16 protein-coding genes, 1 tRNA gene and 1 pseudogene are annotated in these 15,193 nt (G+C 58.1%); 10 read left to right on the forward strand and 8 right to left on the reverse strand.

The features are described 5' to 3' along the window. Positions 1–40 precede the first annotated feature (40 nt). The 3 genes from PSJE_RS16465 to PSJE_RS16475 all read left to right on the forward strand — a co-directional run bounded on the left by PSJE_RS16465 (position 41) and on the right by PSJE_RS16475 (position 3,673). A complete protein-coding gene (locus PSJE_RS16465; protein WP_090453606.1) occupies positions 41–1,234 on the forward strand; it encodes a CaiB/BaiF CoA transferase family protein in 1,194 nt (397 codons plus the stop codon). Continuing rightward, entirely contained in the window at positions 1,231–2,157 is a 927-nt protein-coding gene (locus PSJE_RS16470; protein ID WP_090453608.1) for a hydroxymethylglutaryl-CoA lyase, read from the forward strand. The genes PSJE_RS16465 and PSJE_RS16470 overlap by 4 nt, the downstream gene beginning before the upstream one ends. Before the next feature lie 184 nt (positions 2,158–2,341). Then, positions 2,342–3,673 carry an MFS transporter gene (locus tag PSJE_RS16475; RefSeq protein ID WP_090453610.1) on the forward strand — a complete coding sequence of 444 codons (1,332 nt, stop codon included), beginning with the start codon at positions 2,342–2,344 and terminating at the stop codon, positions 3,671–3,673. A gap of 78 nt (positions 3,674–3,751) precedes the next feature. On the opposite strand, the gene PSJE_RS16480 is transcribed toward PSJE_RS16475, so the two are convergent. Further along, positions 3,752–4,240: a DMT family transporter gene (locus PSJE_RS16480; RefSeq protein ID WP_090453612.1), complete on the reverse strand. Its 489-nt coding sequence runs from the start codon at positions 4,238–4,240 to the stop codon at positions 3,752–3,754. Between the two features lie 77 nt (positions 4,241–4,317). Between PSJE_RS16480 and PSJE_RS16485 the strand changes: the two genes are divergently transcribed. Beyond that, positions 4,318–5,226 (forward strand): LysR family transcriptional regulator, encoded by a 909-nt coding sequence (locus PSJE_RS16485; RefSeq protein ID WP_090453614.1) that lies wholly within the window; start codon positions 4,318–4,320, stop codon positions 5,224–5,226. 20 nt (positions 5,227–5,246) lie between these two features. On the opposite strand, the gene PSJE_RS16490 is transcribed toward PSJE_RS16485, so the two are convergent. Then, a complete protein-coding gene (locus PSJE_RS16490; RefSeq protein ID WP_090453616.1) occupies positions 5,247–5,531 on the reverse strand; it encodes a type II toxin-antitoxin system RelE/ParE family toxin in 285 nt (94 codons plus the stop codon). Beyond that, positions 5,521–5,760 carry a CopG family ribbon-helix-helix protein gene (locus tag PSJE_RS16495; protein WP_090453618.1) on the reverse strand — a complete coding sequence of 80 codons (240 nt, stop codon included), beginning with the start codon at positions 5,758–5,760 and terminating at the stop codon, positions 5,521–5,523. The genes PSJE_RS16490 and PSJE_RS16495 overlap by 11 nt, the downstream gene beginning before the upstream one ends. A gap of 153 nt (positions 5,761–5,913) precedes the next feature. Between PSJE_RS16495 and PSJE_RS16500 the strand changes: the two genes are divergently transcribed. The 4 genes from PSJE_RS16500 (at position 5,914) to PSJE_RS16515 (ending at position 8,831) form a co-directional block, all read left to right on the forward strand. Beyond that, positions 5,914–6,552: a LysE family translocator gene (locus tag PSJE_RS16500; protein ID WP_090453620.1), complete on the forward strand. Its 639-nt coding sequence runs from the start codon at positions 5,914–5,916 to the stop codon at positions 6,550–6,552. A gap of 79 nt (positions 6,553–6,631) precedes the next feature. Then, on the forward strand, positions 6,632–7,978 hold the full coding sequence (locus PSJE_RS16505) for a sensor domain-containing protein (protein ID WP_090453622.1): 1,347 nt from the start codon (positions 6,632–6,634) through the stop codon (positions 7,976–7,978). A 118-nt stretch (positions 7,979–8,096) separates the two neighbouring features. Next, on the forward strand, positions 8,097–8,255 hold the full coding sequence (locus PSJE_RS16510) for a KGG domain-containing protein (RefSeq protein ID WP_007976786.1): 159 nt from the start codon (positions 8,097–8,099) through the stop codon (positions 8,253–8,255). Positions 8,256–8,327: 72 nt separating this feature from the next. Next, a complete protein-coding gene (locus tag PSJE_RS16515; RefSeq protein ID WP_057716657.1) occupies positions 8,328–8,831 on the forward strand; it encodes a DUF4142 domain-containing protein in 504 nt (167 codons plus the stop codon). A 55-nt stretch (positions 8,832–8,886) separates the two neighbouring features. On the opposite strand, the gene PSJE_RS16520 is transcribed toward PSJE_RS16515, so the two are convergent. Next, positions 8,887–9,297: a low affinity iron permease family protein gene (locus PSJE_RS16520; RefSeq protein ID WP_090453624.1), complete on the reverse strand. Its 411-nt coding sequence runs from the start codon at positions 9,295–9,297 to the stop codon at positions 8,887–8,889. Between the two features lie 212 nt (positions 9,298–9,509). Between PSJE_RS16520 and PSJE_RS16525 the strand changes: the two genes are divergently transcribed. After that, a complete protein-coding gene (locus PSJE_RS16525; protein WP_090453626.1) occupies positions 9,510–10,595 on the forward strand; it encodes a type I restriction endonuclease in 1,086 nt (361 codons plus the stop codon). A gap of 261 nt (positions 10,596–10,856) precedes the next feature. Further along, a complete protein-coding gene (gene tam, locus PSJE_RS16530; protein WP_090453628.1) occupies positions 10,857–11,627 on the forward strand; it encodes a trans-aconitate 2-methyltransferase in 771 nt (256 codons plus the stop codon). Between the two features lie 370 nt (positions 11,628–11,997). Here tam and PSJE_RS16535 read toward each other — a convergent pair. The 4 genes and pseudogenes from PSJE_RS16535 to PSJE_RS16550 form a co-directional block, all read right to left on the reverse strand. Then, a pseudogene (locus tag PSJE_RS16535) lies at positions 11,998–12,252 on the reverse strand (type II toxin-antitoxin system HicB family antitoxin); the annotation flags it as partial. 77 nt (positions 12,253–12,329) lie between these two features. Next, positions 12,330–12,599 (reverse strand): short-chain dehydrogenase, encoded by a 270-nt coding sequence (locus tag PSJE_RS16540; protein WP_090453630.1) that lies wholly within the window; start codon positions 12,597–12,599, stop codon positions 12,330–12,332. A 462-nt stretch (positions 12,600–13,061) separates the two neighbouring features. After that, a complete protein-coding gene (locus PSJE_RS16545) occupies positions 13,062–14,606 on the reverse strand; it encodes a Fic family protein (RefSeq protein WP_090453632.1) in 1,545 nt (514 codons plus the stop codon). A gap of 335 nt (positions 14,607–14,941) precedes the next feature. After that, positions 14,942–15,015, reverse strand: a tRNA-Gly gene (locus PSJE_RS16550). Positions 15,016–15,193 lie beyond the last annotated feature (178 nt).

Raw genomic sequence — 15,193 nt, forward strand, 5'->3', positions numbered from 1 at the left:
TAGCCTTGGCACATATTCCAAGAACAAGAGGTACCCCGCGATGACTGCCCCTTTGAGTGCGATCAAAGTGATCGAGATCGGCACGCTGATCGCCGCGCCGTTTGCGGCGCGCATGCTGGCCGAGTTCGGCGCCGAGGTGATCAAGATCGAATCCATGGGCCAGGGCGATCCCCTGCGCAAATGGCGCAAGCTGCACGAAGGCACCTCGTTGTGGTGGTACCTGCAATCACGCAACAAGAAGTCCCTGGCGCTGAACCTCAAATCCCCTGAAGGCATCGAACTGGTCAAGCAACTGGCGACCAGCGCCGATGTACTGATCGAAAACCTGCGCCCCGGCGCCCTGGAGAAACTCGGCCTGGGTTGGGACGTGTTGCATGCGCTCAACCCCAACCTGACGCTGGTGCGGATTTCCGGTTACGGCCAGACCGGTCCTTACCGCGACCGTCCAGGTTTTGGTGCCATCGGCGAGGCCATGGGCGGGATTCGCTACACCACCGGCACGCCTGGTTCGCCGCCGGCGCGGGTCGGCGTGAGCCTTGGCGATTCCCTGGCTTCGCTGCATGCGGTGATCGGTGCGCTGATGTCGCTGCTAAGGGTCAAGACCGGGCAGGGCGGCGGGCAAATCGTTGATGTGTCCCTGGCCGAAAGCGTGTTCAACGTCATGGAAAGCCTGGTGCCGGAATACGACATGCTTGGCCATGTGCGCGAACGCAGCGGCGGTGCCTTGCCGGGCATCGCGCCGTCCAACACCTACCTGACGGCCGACGGCGCCTACGTGGTGATCGCCGGCAACAGCGATCCGATCTACAAACGCCTGATGCAAACCATCGGCCGCGCCGATCTGGCCGAGGCCCCGGAGTTCGCCCACAACGACGGGCGTGCAGCCAAGAGCAACCTGCTCGACGCCGCCATCACCCACTGGACCAGCAGTCTGCCCATCGACGAAGTGCTGGCCGCGCTGGAGGCCGCCGAAGTCCCGGCCGGACGCATCTACTCGGTGGCCGACATCGTCGCCGATCCGCACTATCAGGCGCGGGACATGCTGCTCAATGCCGAGTTGCCCGGTGGCGCCACGGTGAAGATGCCAGGCATCGTGCCGAAACTCTCCGAGACGCCCGGCGGCGTGAACTGGTCCGGCCCCGGGCTGGGCCAGCACACCGACGGCATCCTCGCGCAATTGGGCCTGACTGCAACAGATATCGAACGCCTGAAAGTCGAAGGAGTGGTGCAATGATCACCGATTATTCCAACAGCCTGATCGTGCAGGAAGTGTCCCCGCGCGACGGTTTGCAAATCGAGCCCACCTGGGTTGAAACCCACGACAAGATCGCTCTGATCGATCAACTGTCGCTGGCCGGGTTCAGCCGCATCGAAGCCGGTTCGTTCGTGTCGCCCAAGGCCATTCCTGCGCTGCGCGATGGTGAACTGGTGTTCAAGGGCATTAGCCGGCAACCGGGGGTGATCTATGTCGCGCTGATCCCCAACCTCAAAGGCGCGCAACGGGCATTGGCGTGCCGTGCCGATGAGCTGAACCTGGTGATGTCCGCCAGCCAGACCCACAACCTGGCGAACATGCGCATGCGCTGTGAAGATTCGTTGGCCGCGTTCGGCGAGATTGTGCAGTTCGTCGGCGACAGCCCGGTGCGACTCAACGCCAGCATCGCCACCACCTTCGGCTGCCCGTTCGAAGGCAAGATCGATGAGGACCGGGTACTGCAAATCGTCGACGCCTATCAGGAGCTCGGCATCCAGGGCATCACCCTGGCCGATACCACGGGCATGGCCAACCCGCGTCAGGTCGACCGGCTGGTGCGCCGGGTGCTGCAAAGGGTTTCCCCATCGGACCTGACCCTGCATTTTCACAACACTCGCGGTCTTGGCCTGTGCAACGTGCTGGCCGCTTACGAGGCCGGTGCCCGGCGCTTCGACGCGGCCCTCGGTGGCCTCGGCGGCTGCCCGTTCGCACCGGGGGCATCGGGAAACATCTGCACCGAGGATCTGGTGAACCTGTGCGATGAAGTCGGCATTCACACCGGCATCGATTTGCCGCTGCTGCTGAAACTGTCCCGGGGACTGCCGGCTCTGCTCGGCCACGAAGTGCCCGGTCAACTGGCCAAGGCCGGGCGCAATTGTGACCTGCACCCCGTGCCCTCCTGAGCAAACTGCCCTCCTGTAGGAGCGAGCATGCTCGCGATGGACGTCAACGATAACGCTGGATGCCAGATACCCCGCGGCGATCTCAGGTTCATCGCGAGCGAGTTCGCTCCTACAGTGAAATCGAACATTTACCAGACAACAAAAACAATCGGACACCCACGGGAAGTCCGCCTGGAGAAACGCAATGAGCCTTAATGCACTGGAGGCCGGCGCGAGCCCGGCCGTTAGCCACGACGAAGAAAAAGCCCTGGTCAGCAAAGTCGCCTGGCGCCTGATGCCGCTGATCATGGTCTGCTACCTGTTCGCCTTTTTCGACCGCATCAACATCAGCTTCGCCAAGTTTCAGCTGCAGGCCGACCTGAGCCTGAGCGACACCGCTTACGGCCTGGGTGCCGGGTTGTTCGTGGTCGGTTATGTGATTTTCGAAGTGCCCAGCAACATGATGCTGTACAAGGTCGGCGCCCGGCGCTGGATCGCCCGGATCATGATGTCCTGGGGCCTGGCCACGGCGGCCATGGTGTTCGTCAACAGCGAATGGCAGTTCTACGTGCTGCGCTTCGTGATCGGCGCGATGGAGGCGGGTTTCGCTCCGGGCGTGCTGTATTACCTGACCCTGTGGTTCCCGCAGCACTATCGCGGGCGCATCACCTCGATGCTGTTCCTGGCGTCGGCGTTCGCCGGCCTGGTGGGTGCGCCGTTCTCGGGCCTGGTGCTGCAACACCTTGACGGTGTGCTGCAAATGCGTGGCTGGCACTGGCTGTTCCTGCTCGGTGGCGTGCCGTGTATCGGCCTCGGTTTGCTGGTGCTGACCCTGCTCAAGGACCGCATCGAAGACGCCCATTGGCTGACGCCTTCGGAGAAGACTTTGCTGGCCAGCCGTATCGCTCAGCATGAGCCGCACAAGAGCGGTGGCTCGCTGCTCGCCGCGCTACGGATTCCGGGCTTCCTGACCTTGGGGCTGATCTATTTCCTGATTCAGGTGGCGTCCTACGGCTTGAATTTCTGGGCGCCGCAACTGATCCGCAGCGCAGGTACTGAGAGTCCGGTGATGATCGGCTTGCTGACGGCCATCCCGTACATCTGCGGCGCCATCAGCATGGTGGTGATCGGACGGCTGTCCGATGCTTCTGGCGAGCGACGCAAGTTTGTCGCCGGTCTGGTGGCGGTTGGTGCGGTCGGGTTCTTCTGTGCGGGGATCTTCGCCAGTCACACGACCTTCCTGATTATTGCGTTGGGCCTGCTCGGTGCCGGGATCATCGCCTCCATCCCGAGCTTCTGGACCCTGCCGCCGAAACTGCTGGCCGGTGCCGGCGCGGGCGCGGCCGGCGGGATTGCGGTGATCAACACCCTGGGCCAGTTCGGCGGCATCGTCAGCCCGGTGATGGTCGGCCGAATCAAGGACCTGACCGGCAGCACCACGCCGGCGCTGTATGTCATTGGTGTATGTGCGCTGATTGCGGTGGCGCTGTTGCTGTGGGGGTTGCCGCAGAAGTTGCGCACACTCGATAAGTTTTAAAAGATTGCAGCCTTCGGCAGCGCCTGCTCGGACCACGCATCCCGGTAGGCGCTGCCGGAGGCTGCGATCTTTTGATCTTCAAGAAGTCGCTGTCATCGCTTTTTCCGCAGCGTCACTAAACTGAATCAACACCACCCCGGCCACCAACAGCACCACCCCAAACACCTTGGACAAGCTGACTGGCCGCTCCACCAACCCAAACCAGCCAAAGTGATCCAGCAACAACGACCCCACCACTTGCCCCGCCAGCGCCAATGCCATGAACCCCGCGGCACCCAGCTTGGGCAGCAGCACCAATGCCAGGGAAATGAATATCACCCCAAAAGCGCCACCGGCCCACATCCAGAGCGGCGCCTTGCTGATGAATGCCAGTGATGGCAACGGCAAGCGCATCGCAACGATGATCGGCATCAGCACCAGGACGCTCACCAGCAACGAGGCGAGTGTCGCCCACAGCGGATGGCCCAACCCGCGCCCGAGATTGACGTTGATCGCGCTCTGAAACGGCACCACCGCCCCGGCGATCATCGCCAGTCCAATCAGACCGGCCCAATGCAACGTACTCATGATCGATCTCCAACAGGTTTTGCTGGACTCTAGGGTATTCGTCACGCAGATTTAAATTCCGTTTTGTTATCCAGAACATGCAGCAGATGAATAATCTTCGCCGTATCGACCTCAACTTGCTGGTGATCCTCGACGCCTTGCTCAGCGAGCAACACGTGACCCGGGCGGCCGAGCGTCTGCACTTGAGCCAGCCAGCGGTCAGCCATGCGCTGGCGCGCTTGCGTAACCTGCTCGGCGATCCGCTGCTGGTGCGCGCCGGTGCCGGTCTTGTGCAGACTCCGCGAGCGCTGGAACTCGTGGTACCGCTGGCCGCAGCCCTGGCCCAGGTGCAAGCGCTGCTGGCGCCGAACGCCTTCGATCCCGCGACCACCCAGCGCACCTTCCGTCTGGCGATGTCCGACTACGGCGCCGCCATTGTCCTGCCGGGACTGATCCGTACGTTGCGCCGCGAAGCGCCGGGCATCGACCTGCAAATCAGCCATGGAAGCCGCGAAAGCATGCTCGAAGGGGTGCTCAACGGTGACATTGATGTCGCCGCCGGTGTGTTCCCGGAAATGCCCCATGAGTTGCGCAGCACGCACCTGTTCGAAGAGCACTATGCCTGCCTGGTGGACCGCAACAGCCTGCCCGCCGATGGTGGCCTCGACCTGCCCACTTACCTGGCTCGGCCTCACGTCCTGCTGGAAATGCGCGGCAGCGGCACCCCGGAAATCGAACGTGCATTGACTGCATTGCGCGAACGTCGTCGTGTGGCTGTCAGCCTGCCACACTGGAGCGTGGCCCCGGAGCTCATCAGCGGCACCGACCTGATCCTCACCGTCGCGTCGCGCGGCTTGCGCGATATCGATCAGTCTTCATTGGTTGTCGTGCCACCGCCGTTTCACATTCCGTCGTTCACCTTTGTGTTGGCGTGGCATAAACGGCGGGGTGGGGATCAGGCGTTGAACTGGTTGAATCGCAGGATTGGGGAGGGGATCGAACGCTAGAGGCTTTTCTAAAATGGCCTTTACCAATTGGAAGGTGGCAGGCGACGCGTATGAAAAATCCGTAGTACCTGAAGCCGACCTTGGCGAACCCGGTAGGGAATCAAATAGGGGCGATCAGGCATGACCCATTCCCGGGTACCGGGTAGGCGTCCTTCACGGCCCGTCGCTGGAAATCGTGCAAGGTGATCGACACTGGCGAGAATTGCCTGGACAAAATCTGCTGCAGCTTTTGGATTCTCGATGGCAATGTACGCGGCTTCGTCATCCAGATTCTTTAACGCCGTACGCAACCACTCAACGCGCATTCGCCGTCCACTTGTCTGCAATAGCGTTCACTTGTTCTTGTGTCGCGAAGTCACCTTCATCGGCTTCTTTCAAGGCTTTCTGAATTTCCTCGATTTGCCACGCTTCACGGGCCAGGTACTCACGCAGTGCATCCACGGCCAGAAATGATTTGCTGCGGCCCGTTGCTTTGGAAAGACTCGCGAGAGTATCGGCGATTTCGTCTGGTATGCGCAGGGACATAACTGACATGGTGGTCTCGATGTAGTGGTTTGTAATACAACATACTACACCGTCATCAGTGAAGCGGGGCCAGCCCGTTCGTCTGTCGAGATGTTTCAGTCGACAGGCAATGACCTGATATAGACTGGCCATCATTCACCAAGCCGTTCAAAAGGACTCCCCATGACCCCATCGTTGCTAATGGCCGTGCTTGCCTCGGGTTTTATCTACGGCATCACCCCGGGGCCGGGTGTGCTGGCGGTGTTCGGCATTGGCGCGGCCCATGGGCGACGGGCCGGGGCGGGGTTTCTGTGCGGGCATTTGCTCGGTGATGTGGTCTGGTGCAGCACGGCGCTGATTGCGATTGTCGGTGCGCGGGAGATCGGCAGTACCGCGTTCGACGTGCTCGGTGTGCTCAGCGGCCTGTACCTGTTCTGGCTCGGCTGGCGTGCGGTGCGCGCCCGCCGCAGCAGCGCTGATGCGCCGCAAGGCCCGGCGCGGCAGCCGTTCTGGCACGGCATCCTGTTTGGCCTGACCAATCCCAAGGCCTATCCGGTGGCGGTGGCGACGTTCACGGCATTGCTGTCGAGTCGCGCGGAACTGCTCAACTGGTCAATGCTGCCAGCGCTGATCGCCCTGAGTTTCGTCGGCGGGTTGCTCGCCTACGCTATTCTCATCGGCATCGTCGGTGCACGGCGTGTGCGCACCTTGTACCAGCGTCATGAACTGGCAATCACCCGGTTGTGCGGGGTAATGTTCATCGGTTTCGCCATCAATGCGCTGGTCCATGCGTTGCCGGGGCTGATGCCGGAAAAGGCTTGAATGTAATCACAGGGATGCAAGGCTGACGGGGCAGGGATGATTGAAGAGCGCTGCATTATCGGGGCACCCACGCTGAACCATGGAAAACCGGAATTCCGCGCCGCTGGCGAGTTATATCGATCTGTTGCTGGACGCCGTCTGTGCGGTGGATAAGCAGGGCCGCTTCGTCTTTGTCAGCGCGGCATGCGAGCGCATTTTTGGCTACAGCGCCGATGAGATGATCGGCGAGGCGATGATCGACATGGTGCACCCGGGCGATCGCCAGCGCACCCTCGACGCCGCCCGGGAAATCATGGGCGGTGAGCCCAAGCTCAACTTCGAAAACCGCTACCTGCGCAAGGATGGCAGTGTGGTGCACATCCTCTGGTCGGCACGTTGGTCCGAGGACGATCAACTGCGCATCGCCGTTGCTCGTGACATTACCGAGCGTAAGCAGGCCGAGTCCCGGCAGGCAGCGTTGTACGCGATTTCCGAAGCGGCCCATGCGGCAGAGGATCTGCTGGCGTTGTTCAAGCGCATCCACATGATCATCGGCGAATGGCTGCCGGCATTGAGTTTTTCCGTGGCGCTGTACGACCAGCACTGCGCACAGCTGAACTTTCCCTATCACGTCGATGACCACGAGCCACAGCCCGAACAGCCCGGAACCATGACCGGGCGCCTGTGTGTCGAGGTGATCTGCACGGGGCAGCCGATCCTGTTGACTCCGGGCCAGTGCCCACCTCTTGCCGGCTTCGAAATGCTGCAGACCGAACAGAACGCACCCTGTTGGCTGGGTGTGCCGCTGAGTTCGCAAAACGGCACCATCGGCGCGCTGATCGTCAAAAGCATTCCGGGCGGCGAACGCTACACCGAGCAAGACAAGGAGCTGCTGCAATACGTCTGCGCCCAGGTCGCCACCGCCATCGAGCGCAAGCAATTGCACGCCCGCCTGCAACACATGGCCCAGTACGACCAACTGACCCAGTTACCCAACCGCGAGCTGCTGCGCGAACGGCTCAAGGCGTCACTGCAAGTGGCCCGGGAGGGCGGCGGGCGCATGGCGCTGCTGTACGTCGACCTTGACCGCTTCAAGCAAGTCAACGACACCCATGGGCACGCGGTCGGCGACATGCTGTTGCAAGCGGTGGCCAACAGGCTCAAGGGCTGCGTGCGGGAAATCGACACCGTGGCCCGCATCGGCGGCGATGAATTCGTGGTGTTGCTGCACAGCATTCACGCGGCGGACGATACCGACCTTGTGGTCGAGAAAGTCCGCCAGGTCCTGGCTCAGCCCCTGCGCCTGGACGGGCACAGCCTGAATATCCAGCCCAGCATCGGCGTCGCCCAATACCCCGATCACGGCACCGAAGAGAAGCAATTGTTCCGGCATGCCGACGAGGCGATGTACTGCGCCAAACGCGAGCATCACCTGCGACTGGTCTGAAAAACCGCGCACCGTTCGTCGTGGCATCCACGTAATTTTCTAAACCTTTTGGGGCGCGCAAATTCAGATTCTATGCGGGCTACAGCTCGCCGCGACTACCACCAAGAGGAAGAGAATCATGCCTAATTCAAGAAACTCGAACTCGGGGAACTTCGCCAATGATCGAACGAAGGCCTCTGAAGCCGGTCGCAAGGGTGGGAAAACCACCACGACGACTGTCGACAAAGAGCCTGCGAAACCCGACATGGGCCGCAAGCCCGGACAGAAATCCAAGTAATGGATGATGGTGGTTTTGATTGAGAAGCGGGGGCGAAAGCTCCCGTTTGAATTTGAAGAGGAGGGCGCGACCATGAACCGGATGGCCACCCGATTATGTAATACCAGTCTTGCCGCGTTACTGGGCCTGTTTGCCAGTGGCGTCTTTGCCCAGTCGACTGCCGAGTTCATCGACGAGGCCTCGGCAAAAGGTATTGCCGATATTGAAGCTAGTCGCCTGGCGCACCAGAAAGCCGAGTCCAAAGAGGTCAAGGACTACACCATTATCGTCATCAACGACCGCACCACGGCGAACCAGCACCTGGCTAAAATCGCCAAGCAACTGGATATACCGGTCGCCCCCCGGGAAGAAATTGTCGAAAAGGCCAAAGCCCTGATGCCACAAGTCATGGATGGGGCGACCTACGACGAGGCCTATACAGCCAGTCAGGTGAAGACCACGCAGGAAGCCATCGAACAGCTGCAGCAGGAGGCGCAGACCACCGACGTGCCGCAAATCAAGGCGTTCGCCGAAGAAACCCTGCCTAAATTGCAAAATCACCTGGAAATGGCCAAGGCGTTGCAAGCCAGCCGTTGACCTGAAGGTTTGAACACAAACGGCGCGGGGCTTCAGTCACGCGCCGTTTTTCTGTTCAGCACTGGTCCAGATGCGGCTTGGGATTATGCGTTGGGTTCAGGCCGTCGAGGTCGAACACCTGGTTCTCGCCCATGGCGCGGTAGTGCCTGCGCAGCGCCTCCAGTTGCTTGAGGTCCAACGCCTCAAGCCCGAGCATGGCCTGTTGCGCCTCCTTGGTCACCCGCAGCAATTCGTCGACTTTCAAGTGCAGGATGTCGGTGTCGCGGTTCTGCGTGTTCTGGATCAGGAACACCATCAGGAAAGTGATGATGGTGGTCGAGGTATTGATGACCAGTTGCCAGGTATCGTTGAAATGAAAAATCGGCCCGCTCAAACCCCACAGGAAAATCAGGATCAACGCGCTCATGAACGTCTTGGGGCTACCGGCCCAGAGGGCTAGTTTCTGCGCGATTTTTGCGAATTTCATGACCGTGTTCCTTTTGAGGGGGCGCCTGATTTTTCAGACAGTGGCGGGAGAATGAAAATTCGGCTGGGGTTGCAAACCAATGAAGCATGGAGGTAGGCAAGATCTTAATTTTGGGTGGGAATCTTCCTTTGTATCGGTTTGTGTCTAGTATCAATGGCAGTCAATTTGCCAGCATGTGTTCACACGGATCGAAACCGGAAAAGAGGCTACTCATGGAATTCTTCGAAAAATTAGCAAGTCTCGCTGCCAAAGTTCGTTTGCAGAGCGCTGCCATTCAAACGGAAGAAGCGACCAAGAATGCTTTTGTCATGCCCTTTATCAGTACGGTACTGGGCTACGATGTTTTCGATCCGACGGAAGTGACACCTGAATTCGTTTGCGATATTGGAACGAAGAAAGGGGAGAAAATTGATTACGCAATCATGAAGGCTGGTGAGGTTCAGATTCTCATCGAGTGCAAAAAAATTGGTGAGCCGCTGCATATCAATCACGCCTCCCAGCTGTTCCGCTATTTTCATGTCACCAGCGCTCGAATCTCCATTCTCACCAATGGCCAGGTCTATAAGTTTTTCACTGACCTGGACGCGCCAAACAAAATGGACGAGAAGCCATTCCTTGAACTCGACCTGCTGGATATCGACGAGTATTCCGTCCCAGAGTTGGTGAAACTCACCAAATCTGCATTCGATGTGGAGTCGATCATCAGCGCCGCAGGTGAGCTGAAGTACGTCAGCCAAATCAAGAAGGTGATTGCTTCTCAGGTAAGCAAGCCTGACGACGACTTCGTGAAAGTGTTTGCTTCTCGGGTTTACGACGGAGTGATTACTCAGAAGGTCCGCGAACAGTTCCATGAGCTCACGAGAAAGGCTGTGGTGCAGTTTCTCAACGACCAAATCAATGACAGGCTCAAGTCGGCAATGAGTGGCGCCCTCCAGCCTGCGCAGGCCTCTTTACCAGTCGCTACTGGTGACACTGAACAATCCGATGTTCGAGATGAGCCAGAGGACAAAGTTCTGACGACATTGGAAGAACTGGAGGGCTATCACATCGTCCGGGCCGTGGTTCGGTCGGTTGTTGATGCCAAGCGGATTGTTCAGCGTGACACACAGAGTTACTTCGGCATCCTGCTCGACGACAACAACCGCAAGCCGATCTGCCGACTGCACTTCAACCGATCACAGAAATACATCGGCATATTTGACGAAGAGAAGAATGAAACCCGGCATGCAATCAACTCCGTTGATGACATTTACGAGTACTCGGATCATTTGAAGAAGACTGTCGGGTACTACGATTAAGATTGCTGTCTAGCGACGAAAAAACTGACTAATAGAGCCTAGGCCGATCAGTTAAGGTGAAAAACTGTGGGAGCGAGCTTGCTCGCGATAGCGCCATGTCAGTCGACGACGATGTTGACTGTGCAATCGCCATCGCGAGCAAGCTCGTTCCCACAGAAGTTTTCGCAACAAAGGTGGAATAGAGCAGAGCCTATTGGCCGATGTATCGTAGTGAACTGGTGGTCTGCCCAGATCACGACAACGTACCGACAGGAGAACGCAATGAGTTGGTCCGCCAAACAGTACGTCGCTTTTGAAGATGAGCGCACCCGTCCCGCCCGTGACCTGCTGGCGGCTGTCCCCGCCGGGGACGTGCGCTTGGCCATCGATATCGGTTGCGGGCCCGGCAACTCCACCGAGTTGCTGGTGGAGCGCTTTGCCGATGCCACGGTGCGTGGGCTGGACAGTTCCAGCGACATGATCGACGCCGCGCGCAAGCGCTTGCCGCAGGTGCAGTTCGACATCGCCGACATCGACACCTGGAATGACAGTGGCCCGTTCGATGTGATTTTCGCCAACGCGGTATTGCAGTGGGTGCCTGATCACGCCACGTTGCTACCGTCGCTGGTGAGCAAACTGGCGCCGGGTGGCAGCCTGGCCGTCCAGATGCCTGACAACCTGAATGAACACTCGCACCGCTTGATGCGTGAAGTCGCCGCTGATGGCCCATGGGTCGGCAAACTGGCAGGTGCCGCCGGGCAAAGGACCGAAATGGCCGATGCCAGTGGCTACTATTCGATTTTGAAAGCCTGTTGCACCCGCGTCGATGTGTGGCGCACCACTTACCATCATCCGCTCGCAGGCGGTGCATCTGGCGTGGTGGAGTGGTTCAAGGGCAGTGGCTTGCGACCGTTTCTCGATCCGTTGGACGAGGCGGAACGGGCGCAGTATCTGAAGCAATATCAGACTGCTATCGAGCGGGCGTACCCGGCCATGGCCGATGGTTCGGTGCTGTTACCATTTCCGCGACTGTTTATCGTCGCGACCCGCTGAAGCAAAACAGGGACAGTTGATGAGCGTCATCTGCCCCTTTTTTCGATTTTGAATAATCACTGTGGCTTGTTCTTTTTTGAGCGTCGGGCACTCAAGTACTCAAAGGCAAAGGAGGCAAAGCCGAACAACCCGATCAATGAAATGATCATGATTCCCAACTCTGAATTGTGCATGTTGATCTCCAGGCGAAGGATGAGCCGGGAGAATAAGGGAACTGTTGCTGGGCTCAACGCAGCTCTACGGCTTCTTTACTCGCTTGCGGTGATCTATACGCAAAAGATATGAGCGTCCAGGTGGCAGGGTCACATTCAGCGCTGAACACCAACCCACTGTTTTGAGTCATATCAGGGGCTCCAATCAGTTACTCGATCACGTCGATTTCCACCAGTGCCCACGTACAGCCAGCGTACCTTGGATTAGATGTGTGCAGGGTAACGCTGCTGGCTGAGGGGAAGGGTGCACCGTTCTCGGCGAGCATCTCGAAATACCCCTCAATGGCTTGTTGAACCATGGCTATTGCATCTTCCAGATCTTCACCGGCGCTAAAACAACCTGGCACATCCGGGACTTCAACACCCCACGCATGTTCGTCGTCGTCCATGAAAATCGCAATCGGGTAAAACATGTTCATGGTCCTCCGTGAACACAGCGGGTGAGGTTATGAACCCCAAAGGGCGCCCCCGAAAGGCGCCGGGTGGACTGTCAGGATGGTTCTGCATCCATGCGTCGAGCGATAACGTCCAGCACATCGCAACCATCGCGCAATGGCACGCAGCAGAGCAATGCGGAGTCGCTGAGTACAACTGTGTCAGAGGTCAGGTCGCCGCGCATTGCGAGGTTTTCAAGAAGCTGCGTCACGGCGCGAATTCTGTAGCTGGCGGTGCTGAGCAGGGAATGCAGGGGTTGGGTGGTGTTGACGTAGAGGGAGGGGAGGTCGTCGGCGTTGCTGGTTAAAGCCATATATTCATTCATGAGTGATTCCTTGAATTGAAGTGAACTACCACTCAGTGTCGCCAAACAAAAGGTGGTAGCTGTACGCAGGTTGGCGAACCGGGACAAGGCAAACCGGTAGACCCAAAGGTCTCCCACGCACAGCCACCATAAACAGGTAGCCAAGTGCGTTCAGAAACGCTCCGAGACAGCTCGGAGGTTTCTATGCTTTGCCATCAAGTCGCCAAACCCGATACGCCATTTGGGCGCGGTCGGACTATAGGTCTCATGACAAAGGCACAGCAATGCGCAAGTCTACGGACATTTCCCAGTGTCGTGTAGGACGTTGCTTTTTCTAACGTTGACCCCTGCTGGGCCCTTAAAAGTAGGGCATTAACGCTAGCGTTGGCAGGCGCATCACCAGATCCCGCGCACAAAAAAACCGGTCACCCGGACCGGCTTTCTCCTGAGCTGCAGATGTACGCTATCCAGTTCTACCGGAGATCACTCTTCACTGGCCCCCATCAATCGATCCTCAAACGCCGAACGCACTGCATCCACAACACGTTGCGCCATGCGCTCATCTTCAAGTATTGGGTACCCTTTTTTCAGCTTACCGGAGACCTTCCAAGCATTTTCCTTGATCGAGCGGATGATGCGATTGGCATCCTGATCCGGCATTTCGATCACTTCTTTGAGTTGTTCCTGCGCTCGCTGAAAGATCACCAGTACTCTGGCCTCATCTGCCATCTCCGTACGAATCGTATGTTCGACAACGCGTGCGGTGTAGAGAACGTGCTCGGTCAGGTCTGGGTACCGCCAGGCAAAGCTTGCGTCTACGTATTCATCGAAGTTGAAATTGCTAAGCGTTTCGTCCTCGTAGGTCACGAGTTCGCCAAACCGATAGGCTGCCGCGTAACGGCGCATGAACGGTCGTGAGAATACTTCAAGCGTACGATCGTAGCCGGCCCTGAAATCGATAGAGCTGGTGATCGTGGCTGACACGGGCAGAATCACTCCGTCGGGCACTGCCTTATCCCGGATCAAGGTGTCATTGATTAGAAAGCGATGGATCCGGCCGTTGCCGTCACGCATTGGATGGATGTACACGAATCCGAATGCAAGCACCGCGGCGCGCGCCACTGACTCGGCACCACGCGTTGCGACCTCGAACTCGTTGAGGCCTTCCAGGAGGGGGGCAAGATCTTCAAAGTGCGGGGCAATGTAATGCACGATGTCTTCGCGCATTGTCGCTTGTCCCACGAAGACAGGGGAGCGCCGCAAGCCTAGTCCGATGGCATCGTGGCCCAGAATGCCGGCTTGCAGGGATCGAAGGGTGTCGTTGCTCAATGGGGCATCTATATGGCCGCAGTGCTGGGCAATGACATGCGCAAACCGCTGGATGCGATCGGCCTGGTCGGCTTCCTTTTCGATGAGGAAACTCGCGCGCGATTCCTTGAACGTCAGCCAGCTGGCCGTTCGCATCAGGATGTCGGAACCAAAGGCTTGATCCAACTCATCCAAAGCCGCACGCAGATCGAATTGCAAGGCCTCCCGCACTGGCTCGGTACGACGAACCAAGGGGCAGAAGTCGGGTGTCCCTGGCAGATTGTTATTGATTCGCCAGCGCCGCGTTCGCAACGACTCACGACGAGTCAGGTAATTTTGTGGTGAAAGTACATCAACATAGGCGCCATTGGTCACATCAGGCACCTCCAGACGTTCCCCTGTCAGCCATTCGTAGAGGAATCCTGTGCGACGGGCATACTGGCCAAAAGGCTCCCGTCGACACCAGTCTTCAACAGGCTGCGGGCCTATGGCCGCAAACAGGCGAGCAAAGAACTCGAGATGAATCTCTTCGTATTTGAGACCGAACTCGAAATGCCCTGCGAAATCGTCTGCAGGGCGGTAGCGTGGCGGATACCTGTTCTCCACGTTTCCAGCGCTTTCACGGCTGACACGTACGGTGCCAATCATCGACTGTACGCGCAGAGGCTGCGCCAATGCGATGTTGTAACGGTTCGCGAGGGTCTGGAAACCGACTTGCATTGACGAAATCCTTTACGGAGACAGGAAAAACGCTAACGAAACTTCCGTATTATGGCGAAACGATAATTTCGTGGGTGGAAAAATACTAATGCTGGATGAAATTTGATACTGAATTCGTATTTTTGGAGAAAAACGCTAATAGCTTTCAGAGTAGCCGACACAGCCGCGAAAGAAAGAATGTACTCACCGATTGATCACAGAAAAGTGACCGACCAAGCTATCCATAAATCCGACGCCATCAAATTACGCCCATAAAAAAACCGGCCATCAAGGCCGGTTTTTTCTGTCTCTGCATCCCCCGTCAAAACAACCCTGACGTGAGATCAAAATTCGATTGGAGCGGGTGAAGGGAATCGAACCCTCGTTATCAGCTTGGGAAGCTGGAGTAATGCCATTATACGACACCCGCTCAGAGCGCTGACTTTGTACCAGATACGGCTGCGGATTTGAAGTTTTTCTTTACGTGGAGCGGGTTTAACGCAGATGTGACAAAAAAGCCCGGACCGCATGACGGTCGATCGCGGGCAAGCCTCGCGCCTGCAGAATACGTTTAACGCAGCAGGGCGGGGCTTGCTCGCGATGACGCT

Source organism: Pseudomonas jessenii, assembly GCF_002236115.1.
Lineage (GTDB): Bacteria > Pseudomonadota > Gammaproteobacteria > Pseudomonadales > Pseudomonadaceae > Aquipseudomonas > Aquipseudomonas jessenii.

Excerpts from the sequence above, each read along its gene's own strand:
- PSJE_RS16465 (WP_090453606.1), top strand. The coding sequence starts at position 41 with ATGACTGCCCCTTTGAGTGCGATCAAAGTGATCGAGATCGGCACGCTG.
- PSJE_RS16470 (WP_090453608.1), top strand. The coding sequence starts at position 1,231 with ATGATCACCGATTATTCCAACAGCCTGATCGTGCAGGAAGTGTCCCCG.
- PSJE_RS16475 (WP_090453610.1), top strand. The coding sequence starts at position 2,342 with ATGAGCCTTAATGCACTGGAGGCCGGCGCGAGCCCGGCCGTTAGCCAC.
- PSJE_RS16480 (WP_090453612.1), bottom strand. The coding sequence starts at position 4,240 with ATGAGTACGTTGCATTGGGCCGGTCTGATTGGACTGGCGATGATCGCC.
- PSJE_RS16485 (WP_090453614.1), top strand. The coding sequence starts at position 4,318 with ATGCAGCAGATGAATAATCTTCGCCGTATCGACCTCAACTTGCTGGTG.
- PSJE_RS16490 (WP_090453616.1), bottom strand. The coding sequence starts at position 5,531 with ATGCGCGTTGAGTGGTTGCGTACGGCGTTAAAGAATCTGGATGACGAA.
- PSJE_RS16495 (WP_090453618.1), bottom strand. The coding sequence starts at position 5,760 with ATGTCAGTTATGTCCCTGCGCATACCAGACGAAATCGCCGATACTCTC.
- PSJE_RS16500 (WP_090453620.1), top strand. The coding sequence starts at position 5,914 with ATGACCCCATCGTTGCTAATGGCCGTGCTTGCCTCGGGTTTTATCTAC.
- PSJE_RS16505 (WP_090453622.1), top strand. The coding sequence starts at position 6,632 with ATGGAAAACCGGAATTCCGCGCCGCTGGCGAGTTATATCGATCTGTTG.
- PSJE_RS16510 (WP_007976786.1), top strand. The coding sequence starts at position 8,097 with ATGCCTAATTCAAGAAACTCGAACTCGGGGAACTTCGCCAATGATCGA.
- PSJE_RS16515 (WP_057716657.1), top strand. The coding sequence starts at position 8,328 with ATGAACCGGATGGCCACCCGATTATGTAATACCAGTCTTGCCGCGTTA.
- PSJE_RS16520 (WP_090453624.1), bottom strand. The coding sequence starts at position 9,297 with ATGAAATTCGCAAAAATCGCGCAGAAACTAGCCCTCTGGGCCGGTAGC.
- PSJE_RS16525 (WP_090453626.1), top strand. The coding sequence starts at position 9,510 with ATGGAATTCTTCGAAAAATTAGCAAGTCTCGCTGCCAAAGTTCGTTTG.
- tam (WP_090453628.1), top strand. The coding sequence starts at position 10,857 with ATGAGTTGGTCCGCCAAACAGTACGTCGCTTTTGAAGATGAGCGCACC.
- PSJE_RS16540 (WP_090453630.1), bottom strand. The coding sequence starts at position 12,599 with ATGAATGAATATATGGCTTTAACCAGCAACGCCGACGACCTCCCCTCC.
- PSJE_RS16545 (WP_090453632.1), bottom strand. The coding sequence starts at position 14,606 with ATGCAAGTCGGTTTCCAGACCCTCGCGAACCGTTACAACATCGCATTG.